Source organism: Streptosporangium sp. CA-115845, assembly GCF_050943795.1.
Classification (GTDB): domain Bacteria; phylum Actinomycetota; class Actinomycetes; order Streptosporangiales; family Streptosporangiaceae; genus Streptosporangium.
Genome location: NZ_CP191988.1, coordinates 1,613,259 through 1,631,375, shown reverse-complemented (window position 1 = coordinate 1,631,375; position 18,117 = coordinate 1,613,259). Strand labels below are relative to the sequence as shown.

17 protein-coding genes and 1 pseudogene are annotated in these 18,117 nt (G+C 68.8%); 6 read left to right on the top strand and 12 right to left on the bottom strand.

Annotation, left to right across the window (positions count from 1 at the left end):
- Window positions 1-14: 14 nt before the first annotated feature.
- The 5 genes from ACQP0P_RS09760 to ACQP0P_RS09740 all read right to left on the bottom strand — a co-directional run bounded on the left by ACQP0P_RS09760 (window position 15) and on the right by ACQP0P_RS09740 (window position 6,414).
- Window positions 15-1,601 carry an acyl-CoA synthetase gene (locus tag ACQP0P_RS09760; RefSeq protein WP_433373789.1) on the bottom strand — a complete coding sequence of 529 codons (1,587 nt, stop codon included), beginning with the start codon at window positions 1,599-1,601 and terminating at the stop codon, window positions 15-17.
- A gap of 18 nt (window positions 1,602-1,619) precedes the next feature.
- Window positions 1,620-2,771, bottom strand: coding sequence for a thiolase domain-containing protein (locus ACQP0P_RS09755; protein WP_433373786.1), 1,152 nt, complete (start codon window positions 2,769-2,771; stop codon window positions 1,620-1,622).
- A 177-nt stretch (window positions 2,772-2,948) separates the two neighbouring features.
- A complete protein-coding gene (locus ACQP0P_RS09750) occupies window positions 2,949-3,968 on the bottom strand; it encodes a thiolase domain-containing protein (RefSeq protein ID WP_433373783.1) in 1,020 nt (339 codons plus the stop codon).
- The gene (locus ACQP0P_RS09745) at window positions 3,969-4,874 is read right to left on the bottom strand and encodes a Zn-ribbon domain-containing OB-fold protein (RefSeq protein WP_433373781.1); all 906 of its coding nucleotides are present in this window, start codon (window positions 4,872-4,874) and stop codon (window positions 3,969-3,971) included. It abuts the gene before it with no gap.
- Entirely contained in the window at window positions 4,864-6,414 is a 1,551-nt protein-coding gene (locus ACQP0P_RS09740; protein ID WP_433373778.1) for an acyl-CoA synthetase, read from the bottom strand. The genes ACQP0P_RS09745 and ACQP0P_RS09740 overlap by 11 nt, the downstream gene beginning before the upstream one ends.
- Window positions 6,415-6,732: 318 nt before the next feature.
- Here ACQP0P_RS09740 and ACQP0P_RS09735 point away from each other — a divergent pair, with 318 nt between their 5' ends.
- Window positions 6,733-7,548, top strand: a complete 816-nt coding sequence (locus tag ACQP0P_RS09735) for a crotonase/enoyl-CoA hydratase family protein (protein WP_433373775.1) — start codon at window positions 6,733-6,735, stop codon at window positions 7,546-7,548.
- A gap of 93 nt (window positions 7,549-7,641) precedes the next feature.
- Here the strand turns inward: ACQP0P_RS09735 and ACQP0P_RS09730 are convergent, their stop codons facing one another.
- Together ACQP0P_RS09730 and ACQP0P_RS09725 are read right to left on the bottom strand one after the other, a co-directional pair.
- The gene (locus ACQP0P_RS09730; RefSeq protein WP_433373772.1) at window positions 7,642-8,250 is read right to left on the bottom strand and encodes a hypothetical protein; all 609 of its coding nucleotides are present in this window, start codon (window positions 8,248-8,250) and stop codon (window positions 7,642-7,644) included.
- Window positions 8,251-8,277: 27 nt separating this feature from the next.
- Window positions 8,278-9,501 (bottom strand): RNA-guided endonuclease InsQ/TnpB family protein, encoded by a 1,224-nt coding sequence (locus ACQP0P_RS09725; RefSeq protein WP_433373769.1) that lies wholly within the window; start codon window positions 9,499-9,501, stop codon window positions 8,278-8,280.
- A gap of 32 nt (window positions 9,502-9,533) precedes the next feature.
- Here ACQP0P_RS09725 and ACQP0P_RS09720 point away from each other — a divergent pair.
- Window positions 9,534-9,671 (top strand): annotated as a pseudogene (locus ACQP0P_RS09720) (hypothetical protein); the annotation flags it as partial.
- A 130-nt stretch (window positions 9,672-9,801) separates the two neighbouring features.
- Window positions 9,802-10,368, top strand: a complete 567-nt coding sequence (locus ACQP0P_RS09715; protein ID WP_433373766.1) for a DUF305 domain-containing protein — start codon at window positions 9,802-9,804, stop codon at window positions 10,366-10,368.
- Window positions 10,369-10,432: 64 nt separating this feature from the next.
- On the opposite strand, the gene ACQP0P_RS09710 is transcribed toward ACQP0P_RS09715, so the two are convergent.
- The gene (locus tag ACQP0P_RS09710; protein ID WP_433373764.1) at window positions 10,433-10,906 is read right to left on the bottom strand and encodes a winged helix-turn-helix transcriptional regulator; all 474 of its coding nucleotides are present in this window, start codon (window positions 10,904-10,906) and stop codon (window positions 10,433-10,435) included.
- A gap of 50 nt (window positions 10,907-10,956) precedes the next feature.
- Window positions 10,957-11,754, bottom strand: coding sequence for a thioesterase family protein (locus ACQP0P_RS09705; protein ID WP_433373761.1), 798 nt, complete (start codon window positions 11,752-11,754; stop codon window positions 10,957-10,959).
- Between the two features lie 296 nt (window positions 11,755-12,050).
- Here ACQP0P_RS09705 and ACQP0P_RS09700 point away from each other — a divergent pair, with 296 nt between their 5' ends.
- Window positions 12,051-13,253: a cysteine desulfurase-like protein gene (locus tag ACQP0P_RS09700; RefSeq protein WP_433373759.1), complete on the top strand. Its 1,203-nt coding sequence runs from the start codon at window positions 12,051-12,053 to the stop codon at window positions 13,251-13,253.
- Between the two features lie 70 nt (window positions 13,254-13,323).
- Here the strand turns inward: ACQP0P_RS09700 and ACQP0P_RS09695 are convergent, their stop codons facing one another.
- Window positions 13,324-13,455: a hypothetical protein gene (locus ACQP0P_RS09695; protein ID WP_433373756.1), complete on the bottom strand. Its 132-nt coding sequence runs from the start codon at window positions 13,453-13,455 to the stop codon at window positions 13,324-13,326.
- Between the two features lie 43 nt (window positions 13,456-13,498).
- Window positions 13,499-14,581 carry a hypothetical protein gene (locus tag ACQP0P_RS09690; protein ID WP_433373754.1) on the bottom strand — a complete coding sequence of 361 codons (1,083 nt, stop codon included), beginning with the start codon at window positions 14,579-14,581 and terminating at the stop codon, window positions 13,499-13,501.
- A 332-nt stretch (window positions 14,582-14,913) separates the two neighbouring features.
- Between ACQP0P_RS09690 and ACQP0P_RS09685 the strand changes: the two genes are divergently transcribed.
- Both ACQP0P_RS09685 and ACQP0P_RS09680 read left to right on the top strand, forming a co-directional pair.
- The gene (locus ACQP0P_RS09685; protein ID WP_433373751.1) at window positions 14,914-15,300 is read left to right on the top strand and encodes a VOC family protein; all 387 of its coding nucleotides are present in this window, start codon (window positions 14,914-14,916) and stop codon (window positions 15,298-15,300) included.
- A 483-nt stretch (window positions 15,301-15,783) separates the two neighbouring features.
- Window positions 15,784-16,923, top strand: coding sequence for a PP2C family protein-serine/threonine phosphatase (locus tag ACQP0P_RS09680; protein ID WP_433373748.1), 1,140 nt, complete (start codon window positions 15,784-15,786; stop codon window positions 16,921-16,923).
- 45 nt (window positions 16,924-16,968) lie between these two features.
- Here the strand turns inward: ACQP0P_RS09680 and ACQP0P_RS09675 are convergent, their stop codons facing one another.
- Window positions 16,969-18,081 carry an NAD(P)H-dependent flavin oxidoreductase gene (locus tag ACQP0P_RS09675; RefSeq protein WP_433373745.1) on the bottom strand — a complete coding sequence of 371 codons (1,113 nt, stop codon included), beginning with the start codon at window positions 18,079-18,081 and terminating at the stop codon, window positions 16,969-16,971.
- Between the last annotated feature and the right edge of the window lie 36 nt (window positions 18,082-18,117).

Sequence of the window (18,117 nt, the reverse complement as noted above, 5' to 3'; positions counted from 1 at the left end):
CCGCGAAAAGCGGATCAGGACCGGGCGGCCTGGGCGGTCTCCCTGGCCCAGCGGTAGTCGGCCTTGCCCGCCGGGGAGCGGACCATCTCGTCGACGAAGGCGAAGGTCCTGGGCACCTTGTAACCGGAGAGCCTCGCCCGGCAGTGCGCGTCGAGGTCCTCCACCGAAGGGGTCGTGCCGGGACGGAGTTCGACCACCGCGGCGACCCGACTGCCCCAGCGCTCGTCGGGGATGCCGGTGACGACCGCGTCGAAGACCGCCGGGTGCCCCTTGAGCACCGCCTCGACCTCCTCGGGGAACACCTTCTCCCCGCCGGTGTTGATGCAGACCGAGCCTCGGCCGAAGATCGCGATGGTACCGTCCTCCTCGACCTGGCCCATGTCGCCGGTGAGCAGCCAGCGCACGCCGCCTGAGTCGGTCACGAAGGTCCTGCCGGTCTTGTCGTCGTCCTTGTAGTAGCCGGAGGCGATCCGGCCGCTCCTGGCGACCATGCCCAGCTCACCCCCGCCGGGCTTGACCGGCTCCAGCCTCTCGTTGAGCACGGCCAGGTTGACCGCGACGTTGGCCTGGAAGCGCTGGCCCGACTCGGGCGAGGAGCCGGGGATCGCCGAGGCGGTGTATCCGGACTCGCTGGACCCGAAGTTGTCCAGGATCATCCTGCCGGGCAGCAGTTCCGCCAGGCGGTCGCGGAGGGAGCCGGTCAGGATGGCGCCGGTGGAGCTGAGCACGAACAGCGACGACAGGTCGTAGCCGCCGCCCGCGAGCTCGTCGATCAACGGACGGGCCATCGCGTCGCCGGTGATGTTGATCGTCAGGACCCCCTCCCGCTCGATCGCGCGCAGTACCTCGGCCGCGTCGAACTTGCGGACGTAGACCATGGTTCCGCCCATCCACCAGGTGATGAAGGTGGCCATCTGGGCCGCGCCGTGCATCAGTGGGGCCGCCGCCAGCATGGTGACAGGTCCGGAGGCCACAGCCGCCTCGATCACCTCCTCCGGCGTGGCCCGCGGCTCCCCACCCGGATTGCCGCCGCCGAAGGCGAAGAACAGGTCCTCGACCCGCCACATCACGCCCTTGGGCATGCCGGTCGTGCCACCGGTGTAGATGATGTAGACATCGTCGCCGGACCGCACGGGGAACCCCCGCTCCGGTGACCCGGCGGCCAGCGCCTCCTGGTACGGCACCGCCGTCTCGACCCCGGACGGCCCGCCCACCGCGATCAGGTGCCGGAGCCGCGGGACCTGCGGGGCGGTGGCCGCCACCCGGCTGTCGAACTCCACGTCGAACAGGAGCGCCACGATGTCGGAGTCCTGGTAGAGGTAGAGCAGCTCGGCCTCGACGTAACGGTAGTTCACGTTGATCGGCACGGCCCGGATCTTGAGCACGGCCAGCATCCCCACCAGGTACTCGATGCCGTTGTAGAGGTGGATGCCCACGTGCTGCCCGGCCGAGACGCCCCGGTCGAGCAGATGGTGCGCGAGCCGGTTGGCCTCCGCGTCCAGTTCCGCGTAGGTCCGGCGATCATCACCGCAGATGGCGGCGGTGCGGTCCCCAACCGCGTCCACGATCCCCTCGAACAGATCTGCGTGGTTGAACTCCATGGGCCCCTCCTGGGGGGATCAGGGTCTGTCGCTGCCGACCATCCACATCGCGAAGAACTGGGCGCCTCCCCCGTACGCGTGCCCGAGGGCCCGCCTGGCGCCGTCCACCTGGTGCTCCCCCGCCATCCCCCTGACCTGGAGCGCCGCCTCGGCGAACCGGATCAGCCCGGAGGCGCCGATCGGGTTGCTCGACAGCACGCCGCCCGAGGCGTTCCACGGAATGTCGCCGTCCAGCGCGGTCGCCCCGGACTCGGTGAGCTTCCAGCCCTCCCCCTCGGTGGCGAAACCGAGGTTCTCCAGCCACATCGGCTCGTACCAGGAGAAGGGCACGTACACCTCCGCCACGTCGATCTCCCTGCGCGGGTCGGTGATCCCGGCCTGCCGGTAGACGTCCGCCGCGCAGTCCTTGCCGCCCTGCGGGTTCACCGTGTCGCGGCCCGCGCGGAAGATCGGCTCGGAGCGCATCGCGGTGCCGAGGACCCAGGCCGGTGTGCTGTCGGTGAGCTTGTCGGCGGCAGACAGCACCATCGCGCAGGCGCCGTCGGAGGACGGGCAGGTGTCGAGGTAGCGGATCGGCTCCCAGAGCATCGGGGTCGACTCGACCATCTTCAGGTTGATCCCGGGAATCCTCAGATGGGCGTACGGGTTCTTCAGGGCGTTCTGCCGGTCCTTGACGGCCACCAGGTGGCCGATGTGCTCGGGGGCGCCGGAGCGGCGGATGTACTCGCGGATGTGCGGGGCGAAGTAGCCGCCCGCACCGACGACCAGCGAGGCGCTGAACGGCAGGTGGGTGGAGAGTGCCCAGGTCGCGTTGGACTCCGACTGCTTCTCGAAGGCCACCACCAGCACCCGGTCGTGCACGCCGCCCTGGATCAGCGAGGCACCGACAAGCGCGGTGGAGCCACCGACCGAGCCCGCGGTGTGGACCCGCATCATCGGCTTGCCCGCGGCGCCCAGCGCGTCGGCCAGGTACGCCTCGGGCATCATCACGCCCTCGAACAGGTCGGGCGCCTTACCGATGACCACCGCGTCGATGTCCTTCCAGGTCAGGCCCGCGTCCGCCAGGGCGCGCAGGGCCGCCTCGCGGACCAGGCCGGCGATGGAGACGTCGCGCCGCTTGGTCGTGTAGCGAGTCTGACCGACCCCGATGACCGCGCAGGGGTTACTCATGGTCGCTCACCGCTCCTCGCTCGCTCCGCGGACCGCTTGCTTCGCCGCGCGGCCCACTCCGCTCGCTGCGTCGGGTTCGCTCCACCACATGGTCACTCACCGCTCCTCGCTCGCTCCGCGGACCGCTTGCTTCGCCGCGCGGCCCACTCCGCTCGCTGCGTCGGGTTCGCTCCATGATCAAGCCTCCATCACGGTGACGAGGTTGTGCTGAAGGCAGGGGCCGCTGGTGGCGTGTCCGAGGGTGCGGCTCGCGGTGCCGTCCAGGATGTGCCGGGCCGCCTCGCCGATCCTGATGAGGCCGGTGGCCATGACCGGGTTGGCCGCGAGGGGGCCGCCGCTCGGGTTGACCCGGGTGCCCTCGGGAAGCTCCAGCGCCCGGCGCAGGATGATCTCCTCGTGGCTGAACTGGGCGTGCAGCTCGGCCACCTCGACGTCCCCCTTGCCGACCCCCGCCGCTCGTGCGGCGTCCGCGGCGGAGGCCGACCGGGCGAGATCCCTCATGCCCAGGTAATGGGGTTCTATCCGGTGCGCGATCCCGGTGATCCACGCGGGGCGCTCGCACAGCTCCCTGGCCAGGTCCCCCGCCGCCAGCACCACCGCGGCGGCGCCGTCGGTGATCGGGGCGATGTCGTACGGCCGCAGCGGCTCGACCTCGGCCCCCTCCCCCGCCGGTTCCGGCAGGTCGAGGGCGTAGGGGTTGGCTCTCCCGGCGGCGCGGCTGCGCCGCACGATCTCGTCCAGCTCGGCCCGCTCCGCCCCGGTGGCCGACGCCTGGAGCGCGGCGAAGGAGACCTGGTCCAGGCCGAGGGGGGCCAGGTAGTACGGGTCCAGCTGGAGCGTCATGATCTCCCGCAGGTCCCCCTGGGAGGACTTGCCGAAGCCGTAGACCAGGGCCGAGTCGACGTCGCCGTGCTGCAGCCTGACCCAGGCCTCGTACAGCGCCCAGGCCGCGTCCATCTCGACGTGGCTCTCCGAGATCGGCGGCCAGGCACCGAGCGCGTCGAGCGCGGAGACGAAGGAGAACGGGGCGCCCGCCAGATAGTCACACGACCCCGAGCAGGTGAAACCGAACTTCCGCAGCCCGGTGGCGGCCCGGACCGTCTCCAGCGGGGGCAGGATGAGCTCGGACTCGCTCTGTCCCTCGTCGACGGCGCTGTGCCTGGTCTGCGCGAACGCGACGATCGCTATCTCACGCATCTACAGCTCCACGTCCGGCTCGCCGGTGGGGGCGAACCACTTGATGTTCGACATGGACATCGTCCGCTCCTCCTCGGGCACCCACACGGCCCGCACCCGCATGCCCTGGCGCACCTCGTGGGCCGCGATCCCACCGACCAGGGCGATCATCGGGATGTCGGCGCCGTCGAGCTGGATGTAGGCCGAGACGAACGGCACCTCGGGGGCGCGCGGGTCGGGCAGGTTGTTGATGGCGAAGGTGGTGACCGTACCGGTGTCGGGGACGACCACCTCCTCGGTGATCGAGACTCCGCACTCGGGGCAGGACAGCCGGTAGGGCACGTAGACCTTGTGGCAGGTGCCGCACCGGCAGCCGATGAGGACGCCCTCGGCGACGCCCTGCAGGAATCGGGCCAGCGCCAGGCCTGGCCGGAGCGAGTACTCGACGCGGACCTCGGAGACGATCCTGGTGACCTCGGGAACGAAGCTCTCGATGTCGGTGATGTGCCCGGTGCGCTCGGCCCGCCAGCGGGGGCGTACCCGCAGCCCGGGGCGCATGGCCTTGACGTCTCCCGCGTCCACCGCGTGCACCAGCGCGGTGTCGGCCCCGTCCAGCCGGATCAGTGCCCAGGCGAACGGCCGGTCCAGCGGATGGCCCTTCCTCGGGGTGTTCACCCACGCCCAGCTCTCGACGGTCCCGGCCGGCCCGACCTCGACGAACTCCTCGGTGACGGCATCGCCGGTGTCGGGGTCGTACTCCAGCGGCGGCACCAGTGTCCGCCCGGCCGCCGTACGGACCCCGACGACGCGTCCGTCCCGCAACTCGGTGAGAAAGCGTCCGATCACCGGTCCCGTCGTGCGCGTGTATCCGCCGGGGAACTCCAGCGCGTGCCGAGCCCGCAGAGTCGTTGGATCGCTAGATGGCACGTTCGTGTCCCTCCCAGTACGGGTCACGTAGCTTGCGTTTGAGGAGCTTGCCGTTGGGCTCGCGGGGCATCTCGCCGATGAAGTCGATGGACTTGGGCCACTTCATCTTCGACAGGCGGCCTCTCAGTGACTCGATGAGTTCGGCGGCCAGCTCGGGCGAGGGCGCCACTCCCGGGGCCGGCTCGACCACCGCCTTGATCTGCTCGCCCCACTCCTCGTCGGGGATGCCGAACACGGCCACGTCGCCGACCTTGGGGTGGATCATCAGCTCGTTCTCGATCTCGGCCGGGTAGATGTTGGCCCCACCGGAGATGATCATGTCGGCCTTGCGGTCGCAGAGGAAGAGGAAGCCCTCCTCGTTCAGGTAACCGATGTCACCGACGGTGAAGTGGTCCTGCAGCCGGCCGGCCTCGGTCTTCTCCTGGTCGCCCTTGTATTCGAATCTGACGCCCATCATCTTCATGTAGATGGTGCCGGGGGTCCCGGTCGGGACGGGCTCCATGTCCTCGTCCACGATGAGCAGCTCGCTGATCGGCCAGGCGGTGCCGACGGTGCCGGGATGTTTCCTCCAGCCCTCCGGGGTGGCGATGGTGCCGCCGCCCTCGGTCGCCGCGTAGTACTCGTAGATGCAGTCGCCCCACCACTCGAACATGGCCCACTTGACCGGGACCGGGCAGGGGGCCGCGGCGTGGATCATCCATTTGAGGGAGGAGAGGTCGTATCGGGACTTCACCTCGTCGGGGAGCGCGAGCAGGCGCTTGAAGTGGGTGGGGACCATGTGCGAGTTGGTGACGCGGTACCTCTCGCAGAGCCGGAGCGTCTGCTCGGCATCCCACCTGTCCATGTAGACGAGCGTGTGCCCCATCTGCAGGGCCGTCCCGCCGAACTGGGTGACGGCCGTGTGGTAGTTCGGCGAGGTGACCAGGTGGACGTTCTCCTTGCCCGGTGTGATGCCGAACAGGGCGAGCAGGAAGGTCATCAGCTCGGCGGCGTCGTCGGGGTCCATGCCGTTGAGCGGGCGGCGCACGCCCTTGGGCCTGCCCGTGGTGCCGGAGGTGTAGTGCATGGTGGCACCCGCCGTACGGTCGGCGGGTGCGGTGTCCGGCTGCCCGTCTGTCAGCTCCGAGGCGGGCCGCACCCCGTCCACCCGGCCGAACGCGAAGACGCGGTCCCCGGCGATGCCCGATGAGGCCACGCCGCGCAGGCCCTCGGTGGCGTGGCGCTCGTCTATGAAGAAGGCCCGCGCCTCGCTGTCCGCCACGATGTAGCCGATCTCGGGACCGGTGAGGTGCCAGTTGATCGGGGTGTAGTACCAGCCGGCCTGCAGGGCTGCCAGGTAGAGGACCAGCCCGTCGGAGCCGTTGGGCACGAGCCCGCAGATACCGTCGCCCGCCTTCAGCCCGAGTTCTCTCAGTCCGTGGACGAGGCGGTTGGCACGGGCGAGGAGGTCACCGGCGCGATGTTCCGTGCCGTCGGGATCGACGGCGGCCACCCACTCGGGGTCCGCCTGCGCCAGTCTCCAGAAACCGAGCGTACCCATCGGAAATCCTCTCTGTCGAAAGGCCCCGGCTCGCCGGAGTGAATCATGATCTCTTTATGGCGACAAGCCCTGGCAGAACGGGGTAAATAGAACAGAAATCTGTTCTTGTGCGCATGGGCAGACTAACCCCAGGAGACACACCTAGCAAGCGCTTGATACGCACTCTGACTCCCGGATGGACCCTGAGCGTTTCACGATGATCCGGCCCCTGGAAGGCGTCCGGGGAAGACCTCTCACCGCCGGGCGGCCTGGCGGTGCGGACCGCGCCGGATCTAGGATTGCCTACCAAGCGCTTGGTAAAGTAACGGAGGTCTTCCCGTGGAACTTCTGCCGATCAGCACGCCACACTGCCGGATCGAGCGCGACGGTCATGTCGTCGTCGTCACCCTGGACCGGCCCGAGGCGAGGAACGCGCTCTCGTCGGACATGCTGGTCGGCCTGGCCGACGCCTGGGCATACGTCTCCGACGAGCCCGAGGTCCGCGTCGCCGTCCTGACCGGCGCGAACGGGACGTTCTGCGCGGGCGCCGACCTCAAGGCCATGGGCACTCCTTCACAGGACCCCCGGGTCAGGGAGCGGGCCGCGGCCATCCCCGACTTCCACTGGAAGGGCCTGCTCCGCGATTCGGACGCGCTGCCGACCAAGCCGATCGTCTGCGCGGTCGAGGGGTACGCCGTGGCCGGCGGCACCGAACTGCTGGTCGGCACCGACCTGCGGGTGATCGCCGAGTCCGCCACCCTCGGCCTCTTCGAGGCCCGCCGCGCGCTGTTCCCGATGGGCGGCTCGGCGATCCGGCTCCCGCGCCAGATCCCGTACGCCTTCGCCATGGACATCCTGCTGACCGGTCGTGCCGTCACCGCGCCGGAGGCGTTGAGCATGGGCCTGGTCAACCGTGTCGTCCCCGACGGGCAGGCGCTGGCCGTCGCGCTGGAGATCGCCGCCCAGGTCGCCGAGTGCGGCCCGCTCGCCGTCCAGGCCATCCTGCGCACCTACCGCGAGACCTTGGGCATGCCCGAGGCCGAGGCACTGAAGGTCTCCGACGGCATCGGCTGGCCGGTCATCGGCTCGGCGGACGCCAAGGAGGGCTCCCGCGCCTTCCGGGAGAAGCGCCCGGCCGTCTACCGGGGAGAATGAGCCACCCGCGGTGCTCACAACACCCATGAGAAAGAGGGGACGCCCGGCGGGCGCCCCCTCTCATCGGTTCATCGCGGATCGCCGCGGCTCGGTTCAGCCGAGCGCGTCGGCCAGGTCGCGAAGAGCCTTGATCAGCGCGGCCTGCGCGCTGTCGGCGGCGTCGAGCTGGTTGGAGACAGCCCGCAGCTGCGCCACGGCGGCTTTCTTCTGCGGACCGTCCTTGAACCTCTCAGCCCGGTCGACGAACTTCTGCACGTTGGCGGCGGTGTCCTCCTCCATCGTGCCGGCACGCAGCGCCTGCGCGTAGTAGGCCCGGACGATCTCGAAGCTCGGCGCCCAGGTGATCTTCGGCTGGCTCTGCGGGTTGAACGTGTCGAAGCGCACCAGGGCCGCGGCGTCGAGCTCGGCCTTGTCCAGGTGCGCGCTCGGCGTCAGCGCGAGCACGTCGAATCCACGGGCGATCTCGCTGCTGTAGACGTGGCCGTTGTAGTAGTAGCTGGACCAGGCACCACCGGTGAGCAGCGAGGTCGCGCTGACCGGGCCGCGGTCGAAGAACGCGATCTCCTTCGGGTTGGCCGAGTCGGTGAAGTCGAAGGCCGAGATGCCGCCCTGGTACCAGGCCTGGACCATGATGTCGCGTCCGGGCACCGGGACGAGCGACCCGTTGTGGGCCACACAGTTCTCCTGGTTGACCTGAGGCACCGGAAGCTTGTATTGGTATCCTCCTCCCTAAAGGACGGAGACTCCCGCCTGCCGCGTGCGCGGCTTCGGGTGGGTTACTGCTTCACCGCGCGGTGCCGGGATCGCTCCCGGTCCTACCCACACTCCACAGTCGTTTAGCCTGTCCGCCTGCCCAGCGGCCAGAATGTTGATCGCCGCGTTGACATCGCGGTCGTGGGTGACGCCACAGCCGCACGTCCACTCCCGCACGTTGAGCGGCATCGACGCGGCGACAATCCCGCACACCGAGCACAGCTTCGATGACGGAAACCACCGGCTGACCTTGCCGAAGTACCTGCCGTGCTTCGCGGCTTTGTACTGGAGCATGGTCACGAACTGGGACCAGCCCGCGTCATGGATGCTCTTGGCCAGCCTGGTGCGCGCTAGAGCGGACACCGCAAGGTCCTCCACGTAGACCGCTTGGTTATCGCGGACTAACCTGGTGGACAGCTTGTGTGACCAGTCACGGCGCGTATCGGCCACCTTGGCGTATGCCCGGGCGACCTTCAGCCTGGCCTTCGTGCGGTTCGCCGACCCCTTCTGCTTGCGAGACAGTACCTTTTGCGCCTTGCGGAGCTTCTTGGCTGCGCGGCGCAGGATGCGTGGGTTATCGATCTTCTTCCCGTTCGACAGGGTCGCGAAATGCGTCAGCCCCAGATCGATGCCGACCTCGTCCAGGGTCTCGGGCAACGGCTTGTCGGTGGTCTCGACGACGAACGACGCGAAGTACCTGCCCGCGCTGTCCTTGATCACCGTCACCGACGACGGCTCCGACGGCAGGGAGCGTGACCAGCGAACCGGCACGTCCCCGATCTTCGGCAGTCGTAGCCTCCCGGCCGCCGTGATCTTGAACTTGGCGTTCTTCGTGAATCGGATCGCCTGCCGGGAATCCTTCCGGGACCGGAACCGTGGCGGGGCGACCTTCTTACCCTTGCGCTTGCCGGACAGGGAGGCGAAGAAGTTACGGTAGGCGGTGTTCAGGTCCGTGAGCGCCTGTTGGAGCAGCACTGCGGAGACCTCACCCAGCCACGCCCGCTCCGGGGTCTGCTTCACCGCGGTGATCACCCGCTTGGACAGGTCTCCGTCCGAGATGTAAGGCAACCCCTGCTTGCGGGCCTCCTGGCGGGCGCGCAGCCCGTCGTTGAACACCGTCCGCGCGCACCCGAACGCCCGAGCCAACGCTCGACGATGCTCCGCCGCGGGGTAGAGGCGGAAGTTGTACCGCAACTGCACGCCGCGATCCTAACCCTGGTCTATGACCGAGTATGGGGATATCAGAACAGGCAGGCACTGCATTTTCGTTCTGCATGATCATTTGGTTTTATGGCGAATACCGGCACCCGATCTTCGCCGGAACCCACCTGACACGCCTGAAAGAGACCATGCGTGCCATGTGCGCCGACTTCGAAACCGAGCTGGCCGAGTTGGGCAGTGAGAGCAGTCACGTCCACCTGCTGGTGAACCCCTTCAAGGGCGGGTCCTCTCGTTACAATCCTCTCCGCCTGCACGTCCGAGGGCTCCGAGCAGGCCGCCGTGGTCGTGCAGCCGGGCGCCCCCGGGAAGTCAGGTCAGGTGCTCACCGGCGACAAGCTGCCCCAACCCGAGGAGCAGCAGTACACCGAGGCCGACGTACGCTTCATGCAGGGGATGATCCCGCACCACGCGCAGGCCCTGGTGATGGCCGAGCTCGTCCCCACCCGCAGCACGCGCAGGGACCTGTCACTGTTCGCCGAACGGATCAAGGCATCACAGCAGGACGAGATCCGGCTGATGCAGGACTGGCTCCGGGCGCGCCTCAAGCAGGTGCCGAACGGATCCTCGGGCCACGCGCACGGCGGGATCATGCCCGGGATGCTCACCGAGGCACAGCTCACCGAGCTGGAGAAGGCGAGCGGCGCCGAGTTCGACAAGCTCTTCGTCCAGTTCATGATCCGCCACCACACGGGCGCGCTGAGCATGGTGGAGAAACTCTTCGCCGACGGCGGCGGCCAGGAACCCGAGACCTACCGCTTCGCCACCGACGTCGACGCGGACCAGCGCATCGAGATCGACCGCATGCAACAACTCCTCGCCCAAATGGGCGGCACCTCTCTCGAGTAACCGTTCACCGACCATCCTGAAGGCCGCAGAATGCGGGCGGCTCACTGCACAGAGGAAATAACGGCTACTCAGCGGTTTCCATATGCACGACATTTCCGGCTTTCACCCCGCGGCCGGTGGGTGAGTGAGCACCGACGCGGGCCTCGCCGCCACATTGGCGGCAGATGACCATCGCGTCGAGGGTCTCGCCGCAGGAGTGCTGCCAGCGGACCGGAGGGTCGTCGGGATGCAGGTGGCGATCGCCCCACCTCATGAGCATGATCAGGACGTCACATAGTTCGACACCCGCGGGCGTGAGATGGTACTCGAAGCGTACGGGGTGGTCGCTGTAGCGCTCCCGCCGGATGATCCCGGCCGCCTCCAGCTTGCGCAGCCGGACGGTGAGAATGTCGCGGGAGGCGCCGGTGTTGCGCACGATGCCGTCGAACCGCCGCACGCCGTGGCTGAGCTCGCGGATCACCAGCAGGCTCCACCGCTCGCCGACCAGGTCCAGGGTGTCGGCGATGGAGCACTCGCGCGGCTGGGCCTGCTTTGGCATGCCGCGCGGTTCAGTCGCCTCGGTCGCCGCTCCCAGCGGCCCCGGCCGGCTCATCTCACCAGGCGGAGTTGCCGGGCGGAACCGAGATGGTCCCGGTCAGGACCCCAGGCGTCGATCCGCTCGTCGATCCAGCCGTCGGCGCCCGCCTGATGCGTACGAGCGTGCAGGAGCACCCACGGCGACTCCGCCCGCGCGAGCCCGGCGCCCGGCCGTACGGTGAACTCGACGGTGGGAATGGGCAGCAGCTCCGGCAGGACCGCGGAGTAGGACGGCGCCAGCCCGTCCATCAGCAGGATCAGGCGATGCGCGTCCGGCGGCTCGGAGTCCTCCACCAGGCGAATCCAGGCGGTCAGCTCGGCGTCGGCCCCGCCCGAATATGGACGGTTCGACCCCACGGCGCGGATCTCCATGGCCGTGGAGATGGCCACGAACTCGGGCGGGATCGTGAAGACCCCGCAGTCCTCCGGTCGCGGCACCACCGGCGCGACGGGCGAGACGACCGGCCAGGAGACGCGCCCCGGAAACCCGAACGTCGCCGAGGCGTCGACGTGCACGCCCCGTTCCGTCGTCGCCCGGCCCGCGAGCGATGCGAGCGTACGGCCGGAGCGCACCGGCGAGACCTCGACACGGAACGCCTCACCAAGGGGCCGGTGGTAGCGCGCCGTAGCGCTCTGCAGCAGCGCACCGGGCACCTGCTCCCCCATCGCCGCCGTCAGCAGCGCGAGGGTCAGGCCACCGTGCACACCACCGAAACCCCACAGGTGCTCTCCCAGTTCGACGAGGGCGCCCACCGGTTCGCGCAGCAGGGCACCCGGCGCGACGGCGCCGTCCGTCCGCGTTGGGATCACGGCTTCTCCTAGAGAGTTGGATTTTCCAACTAACCAACCCCGAAGACCGTAGCACCGGTTAGTTTGAAAAGACAACCCTCTGATCATGGGGCAGCGGCTGCCATGGGCGACTCTGTCCGGTATCGGCTCCCACCATCCCGACACTCGTGAGATGGACACGCGACTGGTCGCAGCCGCGACGATCGTGGTCAGGAAACCCGCGGAACACCACGGCTGGATAGGCTGCGACCGCACGACCGGGCCGTTTTCTGTCGGCCGGACGGAGCACCGGTGTCGGCAGCGATCCTGGAGGTCTCATGGCATACGACGTGGCAGCCGTACGGGCGCGTTTCCCCGCCCTCGACGAGGGCGCGGCGCACTTCGACGGGCCGGGAGGCTCGCAGGTTCCCGAGCAGGTGGCGGACGCCGTGGCCGGCACCCTGCGGGCCGCCGTCGCCAACCGCGGCGCCGGAACCGCCGCCGAGCGCCGGGCCGACCGCATCGTGGTCGAGGCACGCCAGGCGATGGCCGACCTGCTCGGCGGTACGCCGACCGGCATCGTGTTCGGCCGGAGCATGACGCAGCTCACCTACGACATGGCCCGCACGCTCGCCAAGGGGTGGCGTCCCGGTGACGAGGTCGTGGTCACCAGGCTGGACCACGACGCGAACATCCGGCCCTGGGTACAGACCGCCGAGGCACACGGGGTCACCGTCCGCTGGGCCGACTTCGATCCGGAGCGCGGCGAGCTGGACGTCACCGCGGTCGCCGGCCTGCTCACCGAGCGCACCCGGCTGGTGGCCGTCACCGCCGCGTCGAACCTGCTGGGCAGCCGGCCGGACATCCCGGCGATCGCCGAGCGGACGCACGCGGCCGGGGCGCTGCTCTATGTCGACGGCGTACATCTGACGCCACACGGTCTGATCGACCTTCAAGGGCTCGGCGCCGACTTCTACGCCTGCTCGCCGTACAAGTTCCTCGGCCCGCACCTGGGCGTGCTGGCCGCCGCCCCCGCGCTGCTGGAGACCCTCCGCCCGGACAAGCTGCTCCCCTCCAGCGACGCGGTGCCGGAACGCTTCGAGCTGGGCACCCTCCCCTACGAGCTGCTCGCCGGTACGACGGCGGCGGTCGACTTCCTCGCCGGCCTGGTACCGGGTGACGGCACCCGGCGCGAACGCCTGACCGCCTCGATGGCCGCGCTGGAACAGCACGAGGAGGCCATGCTCGGGCGGCTCGACGCGGGTCTGGCCGAGATCGGCGGAGTGACCTCGTACGGAGCGGCCTCACGCAGACGGACCCCCACGACACTGTTCTCCATCGGCCGCATCGCGTCGGCCGACGCCTACCGGTCCCTGGCCGAACGCGGCGTCAACGCGCCCGCCGGCACCTTCTACGCGCTGGAGTGCTCCCGCCACCTGGGCCTCGGCGACACCGGCGCCATCCGCGCCGGAATCGCGCCCTACACCGACGAGTCCGACGTGGACCGGCTACTGAAGGGCGTCCACGAGCTGGCCGGGTAAAGCGAAAGACAGATCACTCCTCGCCTCCCGACCGTTGGAATTCCCATCGCTCCCGGGTGATGAGAGCCCGTCATGAGTCGAGTGCGAGATCACTGTCCTTGGTCATCTCGGCAAGCGCGACGGGACTTCCTGCGGTGCGCAGGTAGATCGCTTGCGCACCGATCACGATCACCGCGTCCCGGTGGGCGTCCAGTGCTCCCAACGCATCGAGAAGAGCGGAGCGAGATCTGACGAGAAGGTCATCTCTACCGCCGCCAGGAGGATTCATTCCGCGTCATCCATTCGAGAAGTTCCTCGGCTTCGGATGGGCTACGTCCGGGACCGGTCATCAGATCGACGGTGACCTGGGCCGGTGCCGCAATCGTCAGGCCGGAAGCAGTGGCAAGAGTACGGGTAAAGGCGATGTCACTGTCAGGTTTTGCCAACATCACATTCGCCCCGGCATCGGCGGCGCGAAGGCCCCATAACCGCGTGGCCTGGTCGACGTCTGCCGCATAGATCATCGCGGAACGCGCCGGCGCATATGCGGCCCACTCGGCAGCGGCCGGAGTCCCCGTCACGGCGTACCTGACAGGGCTACCTGCGGCACGCTTCACAAGATCTGACAGGCCTCTCGGCGCTATCCACCGCGTGACGTGGTTGTTCCGCACGAATCCGTAGTCATCGCTCCAGCGCCGCAACAACGCGACCCAATCCGGTACGGTCACCGCGCCTGAGTCGTCTCGTGCTACCAGATCCTCGCTCTCCAAAAACTTGATCACCCGATAGGCCGACCCCGTGGAGACTCCGGCGACCTCGACCAGCCCGCGAACCGTCCATGACCTGTCGTAGTCCAGCAGAGCACGTACGATCTTCGCAGCCGGAGCACCCTTCAACGTCCCCCTCGGCCTGCCGGGGCCGCGCCACGGGTCGCGATCAGCGCCTCGTTCCGCAACGTACAGTCCGGGCCGGGGCACATTCAGGAGCACGTTTCCCGTCGCGTCGACATAGGACAGGCCCGCGTCGGCGAGGCGCTTGCGTACCGGCGGCGACAGGTATCTGGCGACAACCACACCCCGAACGCCGGAAAACTGTTGGGTAGAACGCTCCAGCCGATCTCGTATCGTGGCGACGTCGCGCCCCTCCACCAGGCGTTTGACCTCCAGCACCAAGGTGACCGAGGTTCCATCCGGTGCCGTCACCGTCAGAAGCGCGTCGAACCGACGGTCGGCGGTCATCCCCTCTTCAGACTGCCGCGCCGTCCATCCAGCCGGAAGTCGGCCGGCCAGAGCGGCTACGCCTGCCCGTAGAACATCCGCCTCACTGTGAGGCGGCAGGGATGCCGTCATGACCTCCCTCCTTCCCGTGTTCAGGAAATAGCCTATCTCCGCCGACAGCGGAAACCGTTAATTTCCCGAACACATGCCTGTGGCAAGCGGCGCATCCGGTGAGAGGCTCCCGCCGCTGCGATGGGGATCTCCGCGAAACCGCCTGATCCGTAGGCCGGATCCGCACCCCGGAAGCAGCGATCCGCGCCGCGAACGCCCCGATCACGGCACCGAAGAACAGGCAGGATCGACCCGGCGGTAATGGACGAGCCATGGCACGACTCTCCGCACCATCTCCTGGGCAAGAGCCTCAGAGGCCGACCGTCTCGTCCGTTTCGGGGAAGGACTCCAGCATGTCAGTTGAGTTGAACCACACCATCGTGGCGGCCCGCGACAAGAAGGCGTCCGCCGAGTTCCTGGCCGCCGTCCTGGGCCTTGAGGTCGGGGCCCCCTACGGCCCCTTCATCCCGGTGGCGACCGGGAACGGCGTCACCCTGGACTTCGCCGACAGCCACGAGGAACAGATCACCACCCAGCACTACGCCTTCCTGGTCTCCGAGAAGGAGTTCGACACCATTTTCGGACGGATCCAGCAGGCCGGCATCACCTACTACGCCGACCCCTTCCACCGGCAGGTCGGGCAGATCAACCACCACGACGGCGGCCGCGGCCTCTACTTCGAGGACCCGAACCACCACAACCTGGAGATCATCACCCGCCCCTACGGCAGCGGCGGATGATGCGGGGGCACAGGCCCTGTTGCGAACGAGCAGAGACCGATCTCCCACCGCGAAACCATACTTCGGCCCTGCGGGCGCCTCGGAGCTCACCCGTTCCGGCAACCCTGCGCTCCTTTCGAGAGCAACGCTTCAGCTACGGCGATTCGCGCCGAGCGATCTCGTACGGATTGCTTCAGCCGTACGGAGAACACTGGGCGGCCCGAAAGAGAGCGACTACGGTCCGCTCCCGTACGGCGAGGCCGAATGGCGCGGAGGTGGGTGGGTGTTCCGGGCGGCGTATAAAATCCCGAAACCACCGCGCCCGAGCAGGACGAAGGCCTGAGAACACCAGACGGAAACTGAGACGGCCGCCCGGAACACCCACCCACCGGAGCGCGTCCCCCGACCAGCCGACTCATCGCCCCCCGCGCACCACGAGATGGCGCGTGCCGTTCCACCGAGACCGGGCACGCGGAACCTCGACAGCAGAGAGCAGGGGCAACGGTGCGCATTTCTGACGGCCCGCCGGAGAACGGCGGGAAACGGAGCGAGACCGCCTCCTCCGCGCTCAGTTCCACCGTTCTGCTGTACTGGCTCCTTGGCCTCACCGTGCTTCTCCTGGTGTCCGGCTACCTGAGCGACAGAGAGAGTCGGCTGGTCCCCTTCCTCATCGTTCTGCCCGCCTTCGTCGCCGGGGTGGGGACGGTGCGGCAGACCTTCCTCACCGCCGGATGGGTCGTCCTCGTCGTTACCGGCTCGGTGCTCTACCACCCGTTGCAGCCGGCCGTCAATCTGTCGTTGATCGCCTTCTCTGTCGTGCTCGGGGGGTTGAGTGTCGCGGGAGGCCGGTGGCGGATCCGCAAGAACGAGGAGATCGCCCGGCTGCGCTCGGCGTCGGCGGCCCTGCAACGGCAGATCCTGCGCCCGCTGCCGTTGCTCACCGACCAACTCCTGGTCGACGGGCTGTACGAGCCTGCGGAGGAGGACAGCATGGTCGGGGGCGACGTCTACGAGGTCGTGGCCTCGCCGTACGGCAGCCGGGTGCTCATCGCCGATGTCCAGGGCAAGGGCCTGCCCGCCATCGGCACCGCCTTCGCGGTGCTGGGCGCCTTCCGGGAGGCGGCCTTCCGGGAACCGGCTCTCCCCACGGTGGTGAACGCACTGGAAAACGCCGTGCTGCGGCACAACGCCTTCGCGAAGCAGGCCGGCGAACCCGAGCGCTTCGTCACCGCCCTCGTGCTGAGCGTCGACAGCGGATACCAGGCCCAGGCCGTCAACTGCGGCCATGTTCCGCTGTACATCCTGTCCGGCGAGCGGACCGGCCCGGTTCTCTTCCGTGATCCGGGCGCCCCCCTGGGGCTGGGCTCCCTCACCTCGCAACCACGTGCCGTCGAATGGTTCGACTTCCCTCCCGGTTCGACCCTGCTGCTCTGCACGGACGGCGTCACCGAGGCCCGTGATCCGTCCGGCGTCTTCTACCCCCTGGAGGACCGCCTGGCCCGCTGGCATGACGCCTCCCCCGATCAGGTGGTCAGCACCCTCCACACCGAACTGCTCCGACACACCCGGGGCAACCTCCGCGACGACGTCGCCGTACTGGCCATCCGCCGGAACTCCCCCGGCACGACCACGACCACCCATTGATCAGGTGTACCTGGAACGGAGAACGCGGCGGGCCATGAACCCGCGTTACTCCCCGGTCAGCCGTCCCAGCCGCTCGGTGGCCTCGATGTACTCCTCCACCAGCCCGAACACCACGTCCTTGGTCGACCGTACCTGGTTCATGGTCCCGATGATCTGACCCGCCGGGAAGGTGGCCAGCTCGGCTGCGTCGGAGCGGGCGATGCGGCGGAGCGCGTCGGAGATCAGCATGAACTGCAGCGGCATCGGCAGGGTGCCGGGCGAGTCGGGCGCCTCCCAGGCGTCGGTCCACTCGTTCCTGAGCAGCCGGGCGGGCTTGCCCGTCCACGAGCGGGAGCGCACGGTGTCACGTGAGGTGGCCTCCAGGATGCGCTGCCTGGCCATCGCGGGGGTGTCGGCCTCCTCGACGGCGAGCCAGATGGAACCGGTCCACACCCCCTCGGCTCCGAGCGCCATGCCCGCCGCCATCTGGCGGCCGTTGCCGATGCCTCCCGCGGCCAGTACGGGCACGTCCACCGCGTCCACCACCTGTGGAATGAGCACCATCGTGGAGATCTCCCCGGTGTGCCCGCCCGCCTCGGTGCCCTGCGCGACGACGATGTCCACGCCGACCTCGACCTGCTTGACCGCGTGCCGGGGGGTGGACGCCAGCGCCGCCACCTTCACGCCCTTGGCGTGCGCCAGCTCGACCACGTCGGCGGGCGGCGGGCCGAGGGCGTTGGCCAGCAGCGCGATCGGGTGCCGCAGCGCCACCTCGACCTGTGGCCGGGCGGTGGCGTCGGTCCAGCCGAGCAGGGCCCGGCCGGCCTCCTCGCCGGACAGCGGACCGACGCCGTGCGAGGTCAGCAGGTTGTCGACGAACGCGCGGTGCCCCTCGGGGATCATCCCCTGGAGCCGTCCCACCAGATCCTCGGGCGAGTCGACGCCCAGGTCGGCTCCCGCGTAGGAGGCGGGCATGACCACGTCGACGCCGTACGGCTTACCGTCGACGTGGTCGTCGATCCACTTGAGCTCCATCTCGAGCTCTTCCGGGGTGAAGTAGAGCGCGCCGAGCACGCCCATCCCTCCGGCGCGACTGACCTCGACGACGACGTCCCGGCAGTGGCTGAAAGCGAATATCGGAAGTTCGATCCCGAGCATGTCCGTGACACGTGTCCGCATGCGCCCACGGTACGACCTGCCCTCAGCAAACTGCAA